We start from the raw sequence: 19274 nt of genomic DNA on the forward strand, positions 1-19274 counted from the left end.
CATCCTTCCTTGTACATCCTTAAGCGAATGCGTATAATATTTTTGTTAGGGTTTTGTTATTGTTGTTTGCTGGATTAGTTATGTAATTTGAACCAGGGAGAAGGCCGCATGAGAACAGCACGCAATACCAACTGGTGGTCTTATATTGAGGATATGTCCATGGAGCGCAAGCTGTTCCTGGTATTTCTGGTCATTATTACGCTCCCGCTGTCATTCATCAGTGTGATCAGCTTCAGGAGCTATTCGGAATCCATCCAGGCGAACACAATCGCCTATTCCGAGAAGCTGATTGATCAAATGATGGATTCCATCGATGATTACATAGAAGATATGAAACGGATCTCTTCAATGCCCGCCTACGTCAATGAGATTAAGCAGAATCTGATCCGTTCGAACCGTTATTATGAGCAAAAGCAGATGATGGAAGGCAAGCAGGACACGGCTCAGGTGGCCCCCGGCGATTTGGATCTCCTGTTGTCCATTCAGCGGGGCATCGAAGAGAATATTTCATTTATTAACAATATTAAGCGGGGAACCAATTCGGTCTATATTTTTGATGCCTACGGGAATGGTTATTATTCTGCCAAGGATGGGGGCATTCGGCTAGATCTGCAGCAAAGCTACAGGTTCTGGAGTGAGCAGGTAAAGGGCTCCGGCGGAGAAGCGACCCTGCTGGGAACACAGGCGTATACAAGCAATTTGCAGAGTACCCGTTATGCCTTTACGGTGGTGCGTCCCATTCTGGACGGGCTATGGAAACCAGCCGGCTTGATCGCAGTGGAGGCTAACTTCAGTAATCTGGAGAATCAGGTGGCGGAGCTGGACAAGGTGACCCGGGGGAAGTCCATCCTTGTGGATCAGTCGGGCAAAGTCATCTATGACAGTGAGCAGAAGCTGCTCACTGTGGATATTTCCCGGTCCTCCTTATTCCGTGCTGCGGAAGGGAGCTCCGGGAGCTTTTATGACACCGTATCCGGCAAGGACCGGCTTAATATCTATTCGAGTTCAACCAAGACGAACTGGAAGGTGATTATTTCCATACCGGTGGACGAATTGACCCGTGGAGTGAAGCTGACCCGTAATGCGACTATAGGCGCTACTCTAATCATCATTGTGCTGGCCCTGATCATCTCGATCATTCTGTCATTTGCCCTGACCAAGCCGCTGACCCAAATGATCCAGCTTATGAAAAAAGTGCAGGGCGGCGATCTTGATGTGACCTTCCGCATTAAACGCCGTGACGAGATTGGTCTCCTGGGGCATCAATTCAACCGTATGCTGGCCCGCATTCGTCAATTGATCCAGGATATTTACCAGATTGAAGAACAGAAGAAGGAGGCGGAGCTGCAGGCGCTTCAGAGCCAGATCAACCCGCATTTTATCTACAATACGCTTGAAACCATCCGGATGACGGCAGAGATTAATGATGATGTGGAAGCCGCTGACATGATCTCTATCCTGGGGAAGCTGCTCCGCTACAGTACCAGTGACTTGACCGGCTGGGCAACGATGAAGCAGGAGCTGCTGTATGTGCGCAACTATGTGGAGCTGCTGGGCAGCCGGTATCCCGGCAGATTTGAGCTGAAGATTGACGTTCCCGAGGCGCTTGACAACTATTCCATGATTAAGCTGGTTTTTCAGCCGATTATTGAGAATGCTGCGTATCACGGGCTGGATGATACCAAGTCCCGGATGCATCTGAGCATCAAGTGTGAGTATACAGAGCAGAGGCTGCTGTTCCATATCCGTGATGACGGCTGCGGAATGGATCAGGTTACGCTGGATAAGCTGAGGGAGAGACTTCGGCTTGCAGCTCCTCCGAAGAAGAGCATTAATGGAGGGATTGGCATGGCAAATGTGCACCAACGTCTTCAGCTTCATTATGGTCCGGCCTATGGGATTGAGGTGTTCAGCAAGCCGGGCGCGGGTACGGATGTAATCTTGTCATTACCGCTGCCGGGGCGTGCCGCCGAGAATGGAAGGGAAGATCCTTTTAAGGAGGAATGAGCTTGAGACGGATGATTGTATGCTTTCCGGTGTATGTTGTGCTGCTGCTCCTGCTGGCAAGCGGCTGTAACAGCCGGAGTAGTAGAGGGCCGGCATCGGTCCCGGCAGCTTCTGCCGGAGAGGAAGCGCCTTCCGGACTGTCCGGAACCATCGTGATGCTGACGAACCGGATTGACCTGATTGAGAATGGGACCTTCAAGGACTACGCGGATGAATTCAGGAAGCGGTACCCTGAGGCGCATGTGGAATTCGAGGGGTTGTCCAGCTATGCGACGGATATCCTGGTTCGCTTGTCCACCAAGGATACAGGGGATGTTCTGTTGCTGCCGGTCAATTTGCCTGCGAAGGAGCTGGAGCTTTTCTTCGAGCCTTTGAGCGGTGAGCTGGCGGCGCAGGAGCGATTCACAACTTTTGCTACCTTTGGCGGCAAGCGATACGGTCTGTCTACAGGTACAACTACGAGCGGAATCGTCTACAACAAGAAGGCTTTTGAGCAGGCGGGAATTGAGCAGGTGCCGCAGACGCTGGATGAGTTCTACGCGGCCTGTGCCAAGCTGAAGCAGGCGGGCATCATCCCGCTGTATATGAATTACGGGGCAGTCTGGCCGCTGCGGGAGTGGGGTGATAATCTGGTTAATTATATGACGGGTAACCCTGATTATTTGAATGATATGGTCCATGAGGACAGTCCCTGGCAGATCGGTAACGAATGGGGGCAGGCTCTGGGAATTGCCAGGACGATGATGGCCAAGGGCTATGTCGAGGAACAGCTATTCTCCAACAGCTGGGAGATCTCCAAAGCCAGACTGGCTAAAGGCGAAGCAGGCATGTATCTCCAGGGGAACTGGACCATCCGGCAGATTATGGATGCAGGCGCTTCACCTGAGGACATCGGCTTCTTTCCTTTTCCCTATGATAATCACCCGGTCCACTATGCTGCGCTCAATCCCGACTGGTTCATGGGGGTCAGCAAGTACAGCCGCAATAAAGAGCTTGCGATGGCTTGGCTAGAGTATTTCATTACAGAAACGTCGTATGCGAGAGACTGGGGGTTTCTTCCGCCGAAGGGTACGGACGAGCCTGCCTTACAGCAATACAGCGAGTTCCTCTCCTATCATCCGAAGCTGGTTGAGGCTACGGTGCAGACGGATGCGTTCATCGATCTGGCGAACCGGACGAAGCTGAGCTTCTGGTCGGGCGATTATATTCAGGATGTGCTCGCGGCACCGGACTTGCAGAAGTCCTTTGACCAGTTGAATGCGAAATGGAAGGAAGCGCGTATGAGTCAGCAGTCTGCTCCGTAACCACCGGGGGCTGCGCAGCAAGCAAGATCAAATTCTGGAGGTAGTGTTGTGGCCAAAAAAGTAACGATGCAAAAAATAGCCGATCATCTTGGGGTCTCCAAGTTCGTCGTATCCAAATCGCTCTCCGGCAAGGACGGGGTCAATGAGACCACCCGGGAGCGGGTCATTCAAGCCGCCTCTCAGCTGGGATATTTCACTCAAAAAAGCGCCTATGTGCAAAGTCCCAAGCGCCGTTCGCTGACAGGAGAGCAAGACCGAAATAAGCAGTCCGTGCTGGTGTTGATGCCCAATATCCGCTCTCAGACCCAAGATTCACTATACTGGGGCAAAATCGTCGATGGCATTGCGCTGGCGCTGGATCAGGAGGGGCTGGGCATGGTAATCATTTCAGAGCACCGGGCTGATAATTTCGTTAATGTCCTCAATCCTGACGGTCTGCTCGGTCTGATCGGAGTAGGGCAGATTTCCACCTCACTGCTGCTCGAAGTGCACCGGATCGGGCTTCCGCTGGTCATGATCGATCATGAGGATGCTTTGATTCCATGTGATACTGTATTTGCGAATAACATCGATTCCATGACCCGGCTCGTCAATCATCTGATAGGCACCGGACATACTCTATTTCACTTTATCGGCAATATCCGTTACTCCCGCAGCTTCCGTGACCGCTGGATCGGGTTCCGCAGCGCCTTGGAGGAGAATCATCTGAAGGTCCCGGCCATAGGTGACGAACTGCTGCTGGAGGGAATGGATGACCAAATGCTCCGCGACGAATTCAGACGCTGGATTGCCACCCGGAAAGAATCGGATACCCTGCCTACGGCAATTGTGTGTGCGAACGACTTTACAGCCCTTGACGTCAGTGAAGTGCTGCGGGAAGCCGGGCTTAGTATTCCCGCTGATATATCCGTCACTGGCTTTGACAATATCGAGGATTCCCTGCGGGGGGTTACTCCGCTTACAACCGTTCATGTGCCTAAGGAAGCTATGGGCCGTGCAGCTGTAGAGAAGCTGCTGAACCGCATCCAGAATCCCGCAGCACCGCTGGAGAAAATTCTGATCTCCGCAGATATCGTCCACCGGGACTCTGTAGGCAAACCCCGGGCTTGAAGCAGCAAAATAACCCCACAATGTGGAGCTTTAGCTTAAATATAAGAATTTATATGTTGCACACGATAACTTATCCTTCTATTTTTCGCTAAAACGGTACCGTCCTCAAAGGACGGTACCGTTTTAGCTTGTTTGCGTTATTTCAATTGTAAATTCCGGTCAATCAAAGCGATACGCTGCTGTACGCAAGCATAGGAACGAAGAGGATCTTCAGGAGTATTCATGACATAATCGAGCAGTTGGTCTACAGTGGTGGCGGCTACATGGATACGGGTATCGGAGGAAGCGTAGTAGATGAATACCTCTCCGTTGTCACGGGCGATTACACCATTGCAGAAGACAACATTGGATACATCGCCGACGCGCTCTTCGCCGTCTGGCGCAATGAAATGTCCCCCTGGGGCATGAGTCACACGGTTAGGCTCTTCAAGGTCAGACAAGAAGGCATACAGCACATAGCGCAGGCCGGCAGCCGTATTGCGGACGCCATGAGCGATGTGCAGCCAGCCGAGCGGTGTTTTGATCGGGGCCGGCCCTTGACCGTTCTTCACTTCTTTGATGGTATGGTAGTAGCGCTGGTCTATAATCGTCTCACGGGTGATAACAGCGTTCTCAATCTGCTCCGATAAGCCCCAGCCGATACCGCCGCCGGAACCGGCGTCGATGAACCCGTCCTGCGGGCGTGTGTAGAAGGCATATTTGCCGTCAACGAATTCTGGATGCAGGACCACGTTGCGCTGTTGAGCGGAGCCGGTCTTAAGATCGGCGAGGCGCTCCCAGGTCTTGAGATCCTTGGTACGGGCAATGCCGCACTGCGCAACCGCGCTGGACAAATCGCCAGGGGCAGCGTCCGGGTCCTTACGTTCGGTGCAGAACAGGCCGTAGATCCAGCCATCCTCATGTTGCACCAGGCGCATATCATAGACGTTGATATCCGGGTCTGCGGTCTCAGGAAGCACTACGGGGTGATCCCAGAAGCGGAAGCCGTCCACACCGCTGCTGCTCTCGGCAACGGCGAAGAAGGATTTGCGGTCATTGCCTTCCACCCGGGCAACGATGTAGAATTTGCCGTTCAGTTCAATGGCGCCTGGATTGAATACGCCGTTAACTCCGATTCTCTCTGCGAAATACGGGTTGCTCTCCTCATTGAAGTCGTAACGCCAGATCAGGGGGGCGTGCTCCGCAGTGAGCAGGGGATACTTGTAGCGGTCATAAATACCGTTGCCGTATGGCTGCTTTTCATTGGGGCGAGTGATGAGTGCCTCATAGCGTTCCGTTAACGTCTGCTTGCGTTGTTCAAAGATTGTGCTCATTGAATAGTCTCCTCTACATGTGATGGTTCGCCAAGCCGTCTAATCAGCTCGAAGCAGGCCCGGCTGTTATGATAGGGGCATTTCCAGGCACTGACCTTCGGTGCATGGGCCAGCGGCTGGAGTGATGCATCCACACCCCAGTGCCATTCGCCCAGCTTATGGTCAATAATATATTTCTCTGTGAAGCTCCATGAGTTCTCAGCGGCTTCCAGGAACCGCAGTTCTCCGGTTAACTGATATGCATTGTAGAATCCGACCATGGCCTCAGCCTGCGGCCACCAGTCTCTGGACTCGTGGGATTTGTCAATGAAGCCTCTTAGATCTGCCTCATTCCAGATTCCGCCGTCCGGCGCTACTCCCTCAGTTAGTGCAGCTTCGGCCATCGACAGGGATACCTTGCGCACGCGTTCAAGCATGGCTTCGTCTCCGAGTACTTCTGCAGCTTCATAGAGCAGCCAGCTCCCCTCTATGTCATGGCCGAAGGAGATATGCTCTGACTTCACCTGCCATTCTTCATCCATGAACAAATGGAAGTGCTTTCCATTTGAATCCAGGATATGCTCCAGCATGATTTCGATCAGCTCAGCGAGCTTGCTTCTGAGTGTCTCTGACTTCCATACCCGGTACAAGCCGGTGTACCCTTCCAGTACATGCAGATGTGTATTCATGGATTTTTTCTCATTCATATCCTTCGCACTCAGACTTAGGGAATCGGTCATCTCCCACTCCCGCGATAAAGCTTCAATATACCCTTTGTGAAGAGGGTCATAACCGTACTTCTCAATCAAATGGAACAATTGGGTGGCTTGGCGCAGGACGTCGTCCCGGCCGGTGGCATGATAGTACTCAGCCAAGGCGTAGATGACAAAAGCGAGTCCATAGATTTGTTTCTTGGGCTGGGAAGCAGATCCGTGTTCATCTACCAACCAGAAGAAGCCGCCGAATTCGGAATCTGTGAAATGCTGAATGAGGTAATCATAGGCACGGTCGGCCATAGCCAGATAATCTGCGGTTCTGTACACGCTGTAAGCACTTGCAAATGTCCAGAGAATCCGTGCATTCAGTACAAGGCTTTTGTCCGCACCGGGCAACACCTGCAGCTGATTGTCCATTTCACCTATAAAGCCGCCATGAGTATCATCCAGGGCATGCTTCATCCAGAAGCCCAGAATATTGTCTTTCAGCTCTGCTTCCAGCCGGGTGCGCCATACTTCGGTTGCATTGTTCATATTTGTTCTGTTCACTCCTTATTAGTGCTTGCTGGTGTTGGAGTTATTTTTTATAATTGTTATTGTTATATTAGTATATAATAATAACGATATATAACCATGTTATAACCCTTTTCGGCCGGGAATTCAAGCGGGAATTGGATCAAGTCAATTGAAGACTATAAAAGTGGATAGGGGCACATTTTCTAATGGTTATGCAGGGACTATAATTATATTGATAGCGCTATCATCAGAGATGAAACGACGGGGGCGATAGGGTGGTAATCCGGATCATGATTGCAGATGATGAGGAAGTGATCCGCCGCGGGCTGGAGAAGATCGCTTCCAAAATGGATGTGGAGGTCAGGGTAATCGGCTCGTACGGCAACGGGCTTGAGGCCTGGAACCATCTGCAGGAGCTAAGCCTGGAGGAGATTGATCTTCTTATTACAGATATCAAGATGCCGAGAATGGATGGATTCCAGCTGATTGAAGAGGCGAGAGGACATCTTAAGCAGCTGCCTATAGCAGTGCTGAGCGGCTTCAGTGAATTCGACTACGCCCGTAAGGCCATGCGCTTCGGTGTACTTGATTATCTGCTGAAGCCCATTGATAAGGCACAATTATATGATCTGCTCAAAAGTGTAGAAGCGACCCGGCAGACGCCTGCGGCTGCTCCCTCCGATGAAGTGCCGAATCAGCCTTCCGAAGGCGGGGAGCATTATGTAGTAGAGCAGATGAAGAGCATTCTTGAGCAGGATTACGGTCTTAATTTCGAGCTAGAGCGGCTGGCTGAGGCCGTGGGAATGAATGCGAGTTATATCAGCAGGCTGTTCAAGCATAAGACAGGGCAGACCATTACCGACTACTTGATCGGCATCCGCATTGCGGAGGCCAAGAAGATGCTTCTCCATCATCCGGACCTGAAGAATTATGAGATTGCTGACAAAGTCGGCTACAGCGATCCGGTGTACTTCAATAAGCTGTTCAAGAAAATGTGCGGCATGACGCCTAAGGAGTATAAAAGCCGTTACAGATCATAATCTTGCGTCGCACTTTACAGGAAAAGAGCCCGTTGGCACTACCATTTCACTTCTTCAGGAAGTGTCAGGGTAGTGTTTTTTCGCGGTTGTGCAGATGTTTCGTTTTTGCCGTTGCTATATTTTATATAACAAAAATAACAAATTTAAGACCAGAAAAAGCAATTGAAACCATCGTTTAAAGGGAAAGTAAGGTCTATAATTGCAATGAAAGCGATAACAACAAAGGATTCAAGATGAATGCAGGACAATTTAGGTTCTGTTTAGTAGGGAAATCAATTTTGTTGTTATTGTTTTGTTATTTTACTTATCTGTTCTAAATGAAGAGAGGGGTCAGAAATATGATGAAAAAAACCAAAGCAGTTACCGGGTTGGCAGCGCTGACACTGATGGCCGGATTGTTCTCCGGCTGTGCATCTGACAACAATAATGCCACTAATGCGGCAGCAACCAAAGCAGGCGGGAACACAGGCACCGCAGCGGAGGCAACAGCCGCTCCAGAGGGAGATGCCGCCAAGGATATAAAGGGTGATATTACGGTTATTACACAGCGGACGGATATTGTGGATACCGTGTTCAAAGACTACGCCGCCAAGTTCAATGAGAAATATCCGGATGTCAAAGTGAATTTTGAAGCCTTGTCGAACTACGAGGATCAGATTAAAATCCGCATGAGCACCAGTGATTACGGAGATGTTCTGCTCCTGCCTACCAGCGTAGCGATCAAAGACCTGCCGGATTTCTTCGAGCCGCTGGGTAAAAAGTCTGACCTGGAGCAGCAATATACAGGCCTCGAAGAGCGGACGGTAGACGGGATTTCCTACGGCATTCCGATTACGGTTAATTTCTCCGGCGTGATCTATAACAAGCAGGTCTTCAAGGATGCCGGAGTGACCGAGGTTCCAAGAACCTTCGACCAGTTCTCCGCCGCACTGAAGAGCATTAAGGAGAAGACGGATGCCGTTCCTCTCTACACGAACTATGCTGCGGGCTGGACGCTGACCCAGTGGGAAGCGGATCTGGCAACCGTTGCCGGAGACCGGGAATATGTCAACATCGGTCAGGTGGCCTCCGACGATAACTTCGTTCCAGGCCAGCCGCACTATGAGCTCTACAAAGTGATGTACGATGCAGCTAAAAACGGTCTGATTGAAGAAGACCCGACTACAACCGACTGGGAATCCTCCAAGGCAGATCTGGCGAACGGCAAAATCGGTACGATGATGCTTGGCTCCTGGGCCATCGGTCAGATCAAAGGACTGGCAGCGAACCCGGATGATGTAGGCTTCATGCCATTCCCGACCAATGCCGGCAAGATCCTGGTTCCGCTGTCTGACGACTATAATCTGGGGGTTAGCATTCACAGCAAAAATAAAGAAGCGGCCAGAGCATGGGTGGACTGGTTCATTAATGAATCCGGTTATCCGACTACTGAAGGCGGAGGCATGAGCCCGGTAAAGGGAGCCGAGCTGCCTGAAATCCTCAAACAATTTGCAGGTACAGACATCACCTTCGACACACTTGCTCCAGCCAAAGCCGGTGAAGAGGGCTGGGTGGATGCCATTGATAAAGAGGCTGAGATCGGTCTGTGGCAGCCTGACTTCAAGAAGGTAATCATTGAAGCGGCAATTGGCAACCGGAAGCAATCCTATGATGACATTATGAAAGAACTAAATGATAAATGGAAAACAGCCAGAGCCAAAATTGTGACTGCCAAGTAGATTAAAGATCAAAAGAAAGGGGAGATGCCGGTAACGGCATAATCCCCTTCACTTTTGCAGGGATAGAAGCGGAATGAAGAGCAGTAAGTTTTCAGGAGGTGTGGAGAGTGCCCAAATTGTCTAACATGAGCTATAAAAATCAACGGATTCTAATCATCTTTTTATTTTCGCTAGTACCCGTAGTTCTGCTGTTGACGTTCTCCTATTTACCTGTCTTTAAAATGTTTCAGTACAGCTTCACCAGCTGGAACGGGCTAAGCAAAAATATGGAGTACATCGGCTTCGACAACTACAAGACGATCTTCACCAAGCCGGAGTACTTCGCCGTGTTCAAGGTCAGCTTGTACTACTTTTTTGCCACCTTTGTCCAGATGGGCCTGGCCCTTTATTTTGCCACGATTCTGAGCTTCAATGTCCGGATGAAGAACTGGTTCAAGGGGATTCTGTTCTTTCCGACCTTGCTGAACGGTGTGGCCATCGGGTTCATCTTTCTGTTCTTCTTCAAGCCGGAAGGCACCCTTAATACGATTCTTGATCTGCTCGGCCTCGGGGCGCTGCAGCAGAAATGGCTTCTGAATCCGCAGCTGATTAATATCTCGCTTGCTTTTGCCTCGGTATGGCGTTACATGGGGATGAACTTTATTATCTTCCTTGGCGCAATCTCCTCGATTGGCAGCGATATCTATGAAGCCTCTGAGATAGATGGGGCTAACCGCTGGCATCAGTTCCGGCATATTATCATTCCAAGCATCAAGCGTATCCTCCAGCTCAATCTGATCCTCGCAGTCAGCGGGGCGATCGGTGTTTTTGAGATTCCGTACGTCATGACCGGCGGCTCCAACGGCAGCGGCACTTTTGTCATCCAGACCGTCGATGTGGCCTTCAAATACAGCAAGCTGGGGCTGGCTTCGGCAATGGCTGTGATCCTGCTTGGTATTGTGGTGCTGGTCACCATCCTGCAGCGCATTCTGATCAAGGAGGAGAAATAGAGCGATGCATACCTTCAAATACAACCTGGCCGCTGTGTTGAAATATATCTCCCTGGTGCTGGGCGCGCTGATGGCATTGATACCGATTGTGGTGGTCTTCTTCGCTTCCCTGAAAACCAATGCGGAGTACGCCTCAACCGGTCCCCTAACTCTGCCGGAGAACTGGCTGAATTTCGCCAACTATACTAAAGCCTTCGTAGATGGGAACATGCTGCTCGGCTTCATGAACACGCTTATTATCGTCCTTATTTCCATTGCGGGCGCTACGCTTACCGGTTCGATGATGGCTTACATTCTGGCCCGCTTTAAATTCAGAGGCAGCAAGGCGCTGATGGGGGCTTTTCTGCTGGCTACGCTGATTCCCGGAGTAACGACGCAAGTGGCAACTTTTCAGATCATCAATGCCCTGGACTTGTTCAATACCCGCTGGGCGCCGATTCTGATGTATCTGGGGACGGATATTATCGCTGTCTATATCTTCATGCAGTTCCTGGACTCGATCTCTGAATCGCTGGATGAATCGGCAATGCTGGATGGCGCCTCCTACTGGACGATCTACTGGAGAATCATTCTTCCACTTCTGAGTCCGGCCATTGTGACGGTGATCATCGTGAAGGGCGTTAATATCTACAATGATTTCTACACCCCGTTCCTGTATATGCCCAAAAGCAGCCTGCAGGTCGTGTCCACCGCACTGTTCAAATTCAAAGGGCCTTACGGCTCCCAGTGGGAAGTCATCTGCGCCGCAATTATGATCGCCATCATTCCGACGCTGATCGCGTTCGTAGCACTGCAGAAATACATCTATAACGGCTTCGCCCAAGGGTCTGTCAAATAAAGCGGCAAGCCGGGGAGCAACACACTATCGCAGCGGCTGCTGCAACTATTATTGGAGGGATTGTATTATGAGAGAAGTAAAGCTGACTGGCAGCCAGAGTCTTCCAAATATGCCTTGGCAGGACAGACCTGCCGGGAATGACAATCCGGTCTGGAGACATAGCGACAACCCGGTGATCAAGCGCAATCCGGCCAAAGGCGTCGCCCGTATCTTCAACAGCGCGGTAATCGCTTACGAGGGCAGCTTCCTTGGAGTCTTCCGCGTGGAAGATCACACAACCCGCCCCCATCTGCGGATGGGCCGCAGCACGGACGGCCTGGATTGGGTCATTGATGAGCAGCCGATCCAATTCATAGACGAAGCTGGCCAACCGTACATGCCGCGTTACGCGTATGATCCCCGTCTGGTGAAGGTGGAGGATACCTATTACATCATCTGGTGCACGGATTTCTACGGTGCGGCGATCGGCGTTGCCAAGACACACGATTTCAAGAGCTTCGTCAGTCTGGAGAATCCGTTCCTGCCGTTCAACCGCAACGGCGTGCTGTTCCCGAAGAAAATAGGCGGCAATTTCGTTATGCTCTCCCGTCCAAGCGACAGCGGACATACTCCGTTCGGTGATGTCTTCCTCAGCGAGAGCCCTGACTTCGTGTACTGGGGCAAGCACCGCCATGTCATGACCAAGGGCGGACAAGGCTGGTGGCAGAGCACCAAGATCGGCGGCGGTCCTGCGCCCATTGAGACCTCGGAAGGCTGGCTGATGTTCTACCATGGGGTTACAGGGACCTGTAACGGCCTTGTCTACAGCATGGGCGCTGTGATTCTGGATGCGGATGAGCCTTCGAGAGTGAAATACCGCTCCCGGAACTTCGTGCTGACACCGGAGGAATGGTATGAAGAAAGAGGCTTCGTCAACAATGTACTCTTCCCTTGTGCAGCGCTGAGCGATGCGGATACCGGCCGGATTGCCATCTATTACGGGGCTGCGGACACCTATGTTGGTGTTGCCTACACCACTGTCCAGGATATCGTTAACTACGTCATTGAGACTCATGAAGAGGTTGGCGATGATGCCGGTCCCGGCAGAATATAGGGTGACAACCGGAGAGGAGACGCTCAGATGAACCAAAGAGCACTACCGCAATTGCTGGATTATCAGGGCAGCAGCCCGAAGCCCGGTGACTTTGATGCTTATTGGGAGCGTGCACTTCAAGAGCTGGATGACCAGACACTGGCTTATGAACTTGTACCTGCTGAATTTACCAGTGAGCTTGCTGAGTGTTTTCATTTGCATTTTACCGGAGTGGGCGGTGCCAGAGTGCACTGTAAATATGCAAGACCGAAGAAGGCAGGAGCAGGCCAAGGTGCCGGAGTTGTAATGTTCCACGGCTATTCCTGCGACAGCGGGGACTGGATGGAGAAGGTGGCTTACGCTGCTCACGGAATCAGCGTGCTGGCCATGGATTGCCGGGGGCAGGGCGGCTTGTCCGAGGATAATCTGACCGTCCGGGGAACGACTGTCCGCGGCCATATCATTCGGGGCATCGATGATCCGGACCCCGACAAGCTGTATTACCGCAACGTGTTTCTGGATACGGTCCAGACGGCGCGGATTCTGATGACTATGCCGGAGGTGGACCCCGAGCGGGTGGGTGCGTTCGGCTGTTCCCAAGGCGGTGCACTCACGGTTGCCTGCGCTGCCCTGGAGCCAAGGATCAGGCTGGCCATTCCGGTCTATCCGTTCCTCTCTGATTACAAAGGAGCCTGGGCGCTGGATATTACAACCTCTGCTTATGAGGAGATTAACTATTACTTCCGCTTCTTTGATCCGCATCATCTGCGGGAGGAAGAGATTTTTAACCGGCTCGGTTATATTGACATCCAGAATTTAGCCGGACGTATACAGGGCAGGGTATTATGGGTAACCGGTCTTATCGATACGGTCTGTCCGCCATCTACACAATTCGCCGCATACAACAAAATCACAGCCGTAAAAGATCTGTTAGTATATCATGAGTATGGTCATGAATATCTTCCCTATCTTTCTGATCGGACGCTTCAGATGTTCATGACCTTGTAACGGGTTCCTTCCGTTCAAGAATACATAGAATCTGGCGGTGATTTTTTGAGCAAGTCAACAGTTCGCAGTACATCTATTCTTACTCGGCTGCATCCCTCCAAGTCGCTGGGGATGCGGCTCTTTCTGGTGTTTTTCATCGCGACGATGGGAATTGTGCTGTCTCTGGGGTATATTTCTTACTCTGTGGCCAGACATACGATTGAGAACAATGCATTGTCCGCTAATCAGCAGACCGTGGAGCAGGCGGCAGAGAAGCTGGATGTGATCCTGCTGCGCTATGAAGATAATCTGGGTCAGCTGTTCTACAATGATGATATTCAACAGGCAATTGCCTTGGAAGGTCTTGCTGCCTCAGATTCAGCGAAGCGCACAGAGCTGTCCAAGACGATTAACGGGGAGCTCAATCAATGGCTCACGGCTGTACCCGGGGTGCAGGCAGTGTATCTGGTTCCGCTGAATGAAGTCTTGCCCGCGGCCGGAGCTGGTGAAGTGGATAATGATTTCCTGGCGGCGATCCGTGATGCAGCATGGTACAAGCAGTTGCAGGAGAAGCCGCAGAGCCAGTGGATTACCGAAGCGTTGAAGCAGGGAGAGGCCGCAGGAGTGGTGCGTTTCGCTAAGTCTGTAGCGGCGGAAGCGGGTCACTCCGGTTATCTGGCAGTCTGCGATATTAAGACTACAGAGCTTGACAGCCAGCTGAAAATGGTTGATCTGGGTCCGGGTTCCTATATCCAGCTGCTGACGGCCACAGATGAGCTGATCGCCTCTTCCCAGCAAGAGGAGACGGACACCTATCTGCGCCTGGGCGGCACTCTGTTCAAGGGCTTAAGTGATACCTCCGGCTCTCTGCCGACCAAGGATGAGAAGGGCAAATCCATACTTGCCGTCTACGGCACGCTGCATACCTCCGGCTGGAGACTGCTTGGTGTGGTGCCTTCCGGCAATCTGACCAAGGATGCGGAACGTATTCTTAACACGACCTACATAGCAGTGGCAGCCGCTGCCGCTGTTGCCGTGCTGATTGGACTCTGGATGGTACGGATGGTCTCGCGTCCGCTGTCACGGCTGCGGGATCTGATGGTCAAGGGGGCAGACGGGGATCTGCGCGTACGCACTGATGTCGTCACCCGTGATGAGATAGGCCAGCTGTCCGGCTCCTTCAACCTGATGATGGAGCAGATTACAGAGCTGGTCGTCCACACCAATGAGACCGCGCGTGAAGTTACGGAAGCAGCGGAAGCCCTTGGCAACGCCTCCCGGGACACAGCGGTGGCAGCGAAGGATATTGCCGCAGCCACGGAAGAGATTGCCGGAGGTGCAGGCAGTCTCTCGCTGGAAGCGGACCGGGGGAATGAGATGACTGCTCAGATCTCGGAGCAGATGGAAGCCGTCATTGCAGTGGCACATGAGATTGGCGGAACCGCGCACAGCGTGGAGCAAGCCAGTGCAGAAGGGGTAATCAAGCTGCAGGAGCTGCTGGGCAGAACACAAGAGACTGGCGACAGGACAGGCAAGCTGGTTCTTAAGGTGAATGAACTTAAGGATACCGCCTCATCGGTCATTCAGGTGCTGGAGGTCATGCAGAGCATCACCCAGCAGACCAATATTCTGTCGCTGAACGCTACTATTGAAGCGGCGCGGGCAGGCGAAGCGGGCAAGGGCTTCACGGTGGTCGCCGATGAAATCCGCCAGCTGGCGGAGCAGTCCAAGCGTTCCATTGCCGTTGTGGGCGAGATTACGGACCGGATCATGCGGGATATGCATGAGACGGTAGACGCCTTATCCGGGGTTGCGCCGCTGTTCGGGGAGCAGATGGACTATGTTCAGAACACCAGTGAGATCTTCATTAGTGTACAGGGGCAGATGCATCAGCTGATCACCAGGCTGGATTCGGTAACTTCTTCGATTGATGGCCTGAACCACTCGCAGCAAGTCTTGTCAGAGACTATAGGCAATGTCAGCTCCTTCGCCGAAGAATCCTCGGCCGCCTCTGAAGAGGTAGCCTCCCTGACCGGTGAACAGGAGAATGTAAGCGAGTATCTGGTTACCCTCTCCAGTAAGCTGGAGAATGCTTCCTCCAGACTGCGGGAGCGATTATCCAAGTTCAACGTGTGAGCCTAACTTATTTAAACCGCCTTTCTACATGGAGGGCGGTTTTTTTGTATGCGAAAAAACGAACATATTGGGCGGGTCGGGAGTGCGCGGACCCAATGTAATCGAAAAATCGATCACATTGGACAGGTGCGGGGCGTGTGATATCCACGCTCCCCCTGGTTAACGCTGACGCCCGCCAGGATGAAAGCAGACGAAGAAACGTGAAGCGCTGCCAGTACGTGGTATGAGGCATCAGCATCGTTCACCCGCTAGGGTTATTTTGCTTCATGAGGTGGGTATAATATTAGCCATGGTTCTGCAGCCCACTTGATGGAGGAATAGCAATTGCACAAGCTGATTCATAAACGTATATTTTGGGGTTGCCTGATCCTGTGCATGCTGCTGGCGGGCCTGATGATCAGGCTGGCCTGGGTACAGCTGCTGTTGAAGGACAGCGTAGTAAGCGGCACCCGCTACACAGTAGCTCAGATGGCAGAGCTGCAAAGTGAGCGGGAAACCGTGCTGGATAGCGGAAGAGGGCGGCTGTATGCGAAGAACGGGGAAGCGCTGGCCGGAGAGACGGTCTGGACGGCTGCGCTGTTCCCGCCGGAGGAGGAGCTTCACCGGCATCATGGTGCCGGTGAATATAACGATGACCAGCAGCTTCACCGGCTGGCGGAGATTCTTGGCGTCAGCTACAGTCAGCTGCAAGCAAGACGGCTAGGGCTGAAGGAGCCGCTGCTCTGGCCTTCCGGCCAAGGCACCGGTCCGCTGGCCCTGACTCTGCCGCAGGCTAGAGAAGTAGAGGCGCTTGCGATCGAAGGCGTCAAGGCGCTGCCTTTTGCCCGCAGATATAACGGGGCTGCCTCCGGCCGCCAGTGGCTCGGTTATCTGTCTGAAGCTTCGGGGGAAGCTATCACCCAATCCCCCACAGGACTGAGAATTCCAAGAACCGGCACAGACGGGCTGGAGAAGACGCTAGAGCCGCTGCTTCAGGGGGTGGGGCACACGGAGGCCGTTGCCCAGGTTGATGCACGCGGCAAACGGGTTCCGGGCAGCCCGATCACAGTCAAAGCGCCGGGCAACCCCTATTATCCGCTGTCTTTATATACCACAATTGATCTGAAGCTTCAGGAGAGTATTGAGAAGCTGGCGGCGGAAGCAGGGGTGAAGGAAGGGGCGATTGTGGTCATGGACAGCCGGAGCGGTGATATCGCAGCGATGGTCTCCTTACCGTTCTACAATCCGCAGCAGGTCTCACCGCACGGCGGAGAATGGAACAACCGTGCTCTTCAAGCGGCAGCCCCAGGCTCCATCTTCAAAATAGTTACGGCCGCTGCGGCGCTTGAAGCCGGGCTGACCACACCGGAGGAGCCCTTCTTCTGTGCAGGAGCGTATGCGAAATACGGATTGTCCTGTCCGCACGGCAAAGGACACGGCGCCCTCTCGCTTAAGCAAGGGTTCGCCGTGTCCTGTAATACTGTATTTGCTACGCTGGCCGAGCGGTTGAGCGGTGTGAAGCTCCAAGCTACTGCGCTTGCCCTGGGACTGGGCCGGAGCATCGGGTGGCAGGCGGAGAATACGCTCGGTCTGCCATTGCTCCGGCCGCTGGCCGGGGAGCAGCCTGGAACCATCTTCACCACGCTCTTGCCGGATGACGGCGGGGCGAGAGTCCAGACGGCGATCGGCCAGCGCGATGTCCGGATCACTCCGCTGCAGGCGGCGAATCTGGTCGTCACACTGCTGCATGGCGGCGAGGTGAGAGCGCCGCGAATTCTGGAGCGGGTTGCATTTGCTAATGGACAGACGCTTAAGGAGCTTCCGGGACATCTGGCGCCTGCGCCGGAGGGCCGGATCTCTCCGGCCACTGCCCGAGTGCTGCTGGGCATGATGCGCAGCGTAGTCACAGAGGGCACAGGCCGCATGCTGAAGCCTTCCGCTTGGCCGCTCGCCGGCAAATCAGGCACGGCTCAGACGCTGGTACATGGCACACCGCGCAATAACCAATGGTTCATCGGCTATGGTCCGGTGGACCAGCCGAAATATGCGGTGTCTGTGGCGATAGAGAATGTGGCTCCAGACAGTCCGCAGGCTGCCACCCGCCTATTCGGTCAGGTGTTCGACCTGTTGTCGGGTCTGGAAGGCAGATCAACCGGCGCCTGAGGGCCTGGACCGGCAGGCTCTGCATTAGACCCGGCATTCCCGGCCGGACCGTCTCCGCTGCTTACGGGAGCGCCTGCCGTAGGTGTCCCCGAGGCCGCGAAGGGCGAGACGACGAACTCCTCCTGCGGCAGATAGATCCACTGCTGGAGATATCCCTGCTGGAGCAGCTCCTTGAGCAGAATCAGCAGAATCGGCGACAGAATGAGTCCTGCTATGCCGAACAGGGAGGAGGACAGAATCACGAAGGAGAGCATCAGGAAGGCCGAGGAGACACCAATCGAATTCCCTGTGATTTTGGGCTCCAGCAGCTGTCTTACTACCATTACCACCGCGAGCAGAACGATGAGCCCGATGGCCAGTGACGTATTGCCGACAATGAACAGGTAGATGATCCAAGGGATCAGCACCGCAGGTACCCCGAGCAGCGGCAGCAGATCGACCACGGCGCAGACCAGCGCTATGGTGAGCACATTGCCCGTCTGGAGAATCAGCAGACCAGCCAGAATGATGACGAAGGTGATGCTGATCAGGATCATCTGTGCTTTGATATAAGAACCGATCGCCTTGAACACATTCCCTTGCAGGAAGGCGTAGGCTGTCTTGAACGTCTTCGGCAGCTTCTCGTGAGCAATTCTGCGCCAGTCCTTGATCTCCATACTGAGGAAAAAGGCGAGAATAATCGCAATCCCGAAATTAGCCATAAAGGAAGAGAAAGAGCCAAGCACTCCGACCATATATTTGAAGAAGGCGACCATCCACTTCGAGAGAATATTGGTGGCATCTGTGAAATAACCGTTCAGCTTATCCGTCACATCGGATGGAAGCGAATCGATTTTGTGCTGAAGATAGGTCGTAGTCTCTGTGAAATGCTGCTGGACCACGTATGTATATTTGGGCAGATTATTCTGGAGGTGGATCGCCTGGGTCGTAATCAGCAGTCCGGCACCGAATAGTACGCCCAGCAGGATGACCAGGAAGAGGACTACAGAGATCGCGGAGGCGAAGGGCTTAGCCATACCCTTGCGGTTCAGGAAGCGGGCCAGCGGTTCAATCAGCAGAAACACAAAAAACGACAGGAACACCGGCGCAGCCAGCTGGTACAATTTGCTGAAGCCGAGCATCACTAAATATACAGTTAGAACAAGCAGTCCAATGTCGAAAAAGGTGCGCCAATATTTTTTGTACAGCGGCAGCATAGATTTAAACGACCCCTTTGTGAAGAAAAATTTGTAACCGGCACTTCAACTCATTGTACACGATTTTAATAAAAAACGTCTATTTCTTTGACAGCTGTGTTAAACTAGGAGGTGATGTTTTTTAAAGCTGTCGCTTCTACTTACTCTACTTGGCCGTATCACATCTATCTCCTATCAGACGTAGGGCGAGCCAAAGTCAACTCTGGAAAAG

The 19274-nt window shown here is 52.8% G+C and carries 14 protein-coding genes; 11 read left to right on the top strand and 3 right to left on the bottom strand.

Annotated elements, in window-relative coordinates; genetic code table 11:
• The first annotated feature begins 108 nt into the window (after nucleotides 1–108).
• The 3 genes from C162_RS19185 to C162_RS19195 are packed head-to-tail and all read left to right on the top strand — an operon-like array spanning nucleotide 109 to nucleotide 4421.
• Nucleotides 109–2007, top strand: coding sequence for a cache domain-containing sensor histidine kinase (locus C162_RS19185; RefSeq protein ID WP_051493703.1), 1899 nt, complete (start codon nucleotides 109–111; stop codon nucleotides 2005–2007).
• Between the two features lie 11 nt (nucleotides 2008–2018).
• Nucleotides 2019–3311: an ABC transporter substrate-binding protein gene (locus C162_RS19190; protein ID WP_235218474.1), complete on the top strand. Its 1293-nt coding sequence runs from the start codon at nucleotides 2019–2021 to the stop codon at nucleotides 3309–3311.
• A 48-nt stretch (nucleotides 3312–3359) separates the two neighbouring features.
• On the top strand, nucleotides 3360–4421 hold the full coding sequence (locus C162_RS19195) for a substrate-binding domain-containing protein (RefSeq protein WP_036696618.1): 1062 nt from the start codon (nucleotides 3360–3362) through the stop codon (nucleotides 4419–4421).
• Between the two features lie 137 nt (nucleotides 4422–4558).
• On the opposite strand, the gene C162_RS19200 is transcribed toward C162_RS19195, so the two are convergent.
• Both C162_RS19200 and C162_RS19205 read right to left on the bottom strand, forming a co-directional pair.
• A complete protein-coding gene (locus tag C162_RS19200) occupies nucleotides 4559–5734 on the bottom strand; it encodes a glycoside hydrolase family 130 protein (protein ID WP_036696621.1) in 1176 nt (391 codons plus the stop codon).
• On the bottom strand, nucleotides 5731–6963 hold the full coding sequence (locus C162_RS19205) for an AGE family epimerase/isomerase (protein WP_036696623.1): 1233 nt from the start codon (nucleotides 6961–6963) through the stop codon (nucleotides 5731–5733). Before C162_RS19205 ends, C162_RS19200 begins: the two co-directional genes overlap by 4 nt.
• Nucleotides 6964–7220: 257 nt before the next feature.
• Here C162_RS19205 and C162_RS19210 point away from each other — a divergent pair, with 257 nt between their 5' ends.
• From C162_RS19210 to C162_RS19245, 8 genes are all read left to right on the top strand, one after another.
• On the top strand, nucleotides 7221–7985 hold the full coding sequence (locus C162_RS19210) for a response regulator (protein WP_235218470.1): 765 nt from the start codon (nucleotides 7221–7223) through the stop codon (nucleotides 7983–7985).
• A gap of 341 nt (nucleotides 7986–8326) precedes the next feature.
• Nucleotides 8327–9703, top strand: a complete 1377-nt coding sequence (locus C162_RS19215) for an ABC transporter substrate-binding protein (protein ID WP_036696828.1) — start codon at nucleotides 8327–8329, stop codon at nucleotides 9701–9703.
• Nucleotides 9704–9810: 107 nt separating this feature from the next.
• Nucleotides 9811–10692 (top strand): carbohydrate ABC transporter permease, encoded by an 882-nt coding sequence (locus C162_RS19220; RefSeq protein WP_036696627.1) that lies wholly within the window; start codon nucleotides 9811–9813, stop codon nucleotides 10690–10692.
• 4 nt (nucleotides 10693–10696) lie between these two features.
• Nucleotides 10697–11530: a carbohydrate ABC transporter permease gene (locus C162_RS19225; protein ID WP_036696629.1), complete on the top strand. Its 834-nt coding sequence runs from the start codon at nucleotides 10697–10699 to the stop codon at nucleotides 11528–11530.
• Between the two features lie 67 nt (nucleotides 11531–11597).
• Nucleotides 11598–12623, top strand: coding sequence for a glycoside hydrolase family 130 protein (locus tag C162_RS19230; protein ID WP_036696632.1), 1026 nt, complete (start codon nucleotides 11598–11600; stop codon nucleotides 12621–12623).
• A 27-nt stretch (nucleotides 12624–12650) separates the two neighbouring features.
• Nucleotides 12651–13610 (top strand): acetylxylan esterase, encoded by a 960-nt coding sequence (locus tag C162_RS19235; RefSeq protein ID WP_036696635.1) that lies wholly within the window; start codon nucleotides 12651–12653, stop codon nucleotides 13608–13610.
• Between the two features lie 45 nt (nucleotides 13611–13655).
• Nucleotides 13656–15725, top strand: a complete 2070-nt coding sequence (locus C162_RS19240) for a methyl-accepting chemotaxis protein (RefSeq protein ID WP_084648975.1) — start codon at nucleotides 13656–13658, stop codon at nucleotides 15723–15725.
• Between the two features lie 324 nt (nucleotides 15726–16049).
• Nucleotides 16050–17867, top strand: a complete 1818-nt coding sequence (locus tag C162_RS19245; protein WP_036696636.1) for a peptidoglycan D,D-transpeptidase FtsI family protein — start codon at nucleotides 16050–16052, stop codon at nucleotides 17865–17867.
• Here the strand turns inward: C162_RS19245 and C162_RS19250 are convergent.
• Nucleotides 17816–19063, bottom strand: coding sequence for an AI-2E family transporter (locus C162_RS19250; protein WP_076158738.1), 1248 nt, complete (start codon nucleotides 19061–19063; stop codon nucleotides 17816–17818). The two genes, C162_RS19245 and C162_RS19250, sit on opposite strands and share 52 nt — an antisense overlap.
• Between the last annotated feature and the right edge of the window lie 211 nt (nucleotides 19064–19274).

This window comes from Paenibacillus sp. FSL R7-269 (assembly GCF_000517865.1).
Taxonomy (GTDB): Bacteria; Bacillota; Bacilli; order Paenibacillales; family Paenibacillaceae; genus Paenibacillus_AQ.

Coding starts and splice junctions, on each gene's coding strand:
- C162_RS19185 (WP_051493703.1), top strand. CDS start 109: ATGAGAACAGCACGCAATACCAACTGGTGGTCTTATATTGAGGATATG.
- C162_RS19190 (WP_235218474.1), top strand. CDS start 2,019: ATGATTGTATGCTTTCCGGTGTATGTTGTGCTGCTGCTCCTGCTGGCA.
- C162_RS19200 (WP_036696621.1), bottom strand. CDS start 5,734: ATGAGCACAATCTTTGAACAACGCAAGCAGACGTTAACGGAACGCTAT.
- C162_RS19205 (WP_036696623.1), bottom strand. CDS start 6,963: ATGAACAATGCAACCGAAGTATGGCGCACCCGGCTGGAAGCAGAGCTG.
- C162_RS19215 (WP_036696828.1), top strand. CDS start 8,327: ATGAAAAAAACCAAAGCAGTTACCGGGTTGGCAGCGCTGACACTGATG.
- C162_RS19225 (WP_036696629.1), top strand. CDS start 10,697: ATGCATACCTTCAAATACAACCTGGCCGCTGTGTTGAAATATATCTCC.
- C162_RS19230 (WP_036696632.1), top strand. CDS start 11,598: ATGAGAGAAGTAAAGCTGACTGGCAGCCAGAGTCTTCCAAATATGCCT.
- C162_RS19235 (WP_036696635.1), top strand. CDS start 12,651: ATGAACCAAAGAGCACTACCGCAATTGCTGGATTATCAGGGCAGCAGC.
- C162_RS19250 (WP_076158738.1), bottom strand. CDS start 19,063: ATGCTGCCGCTGTACAAAAAATATTGGCGCACCTTTTTCGACATTGGA.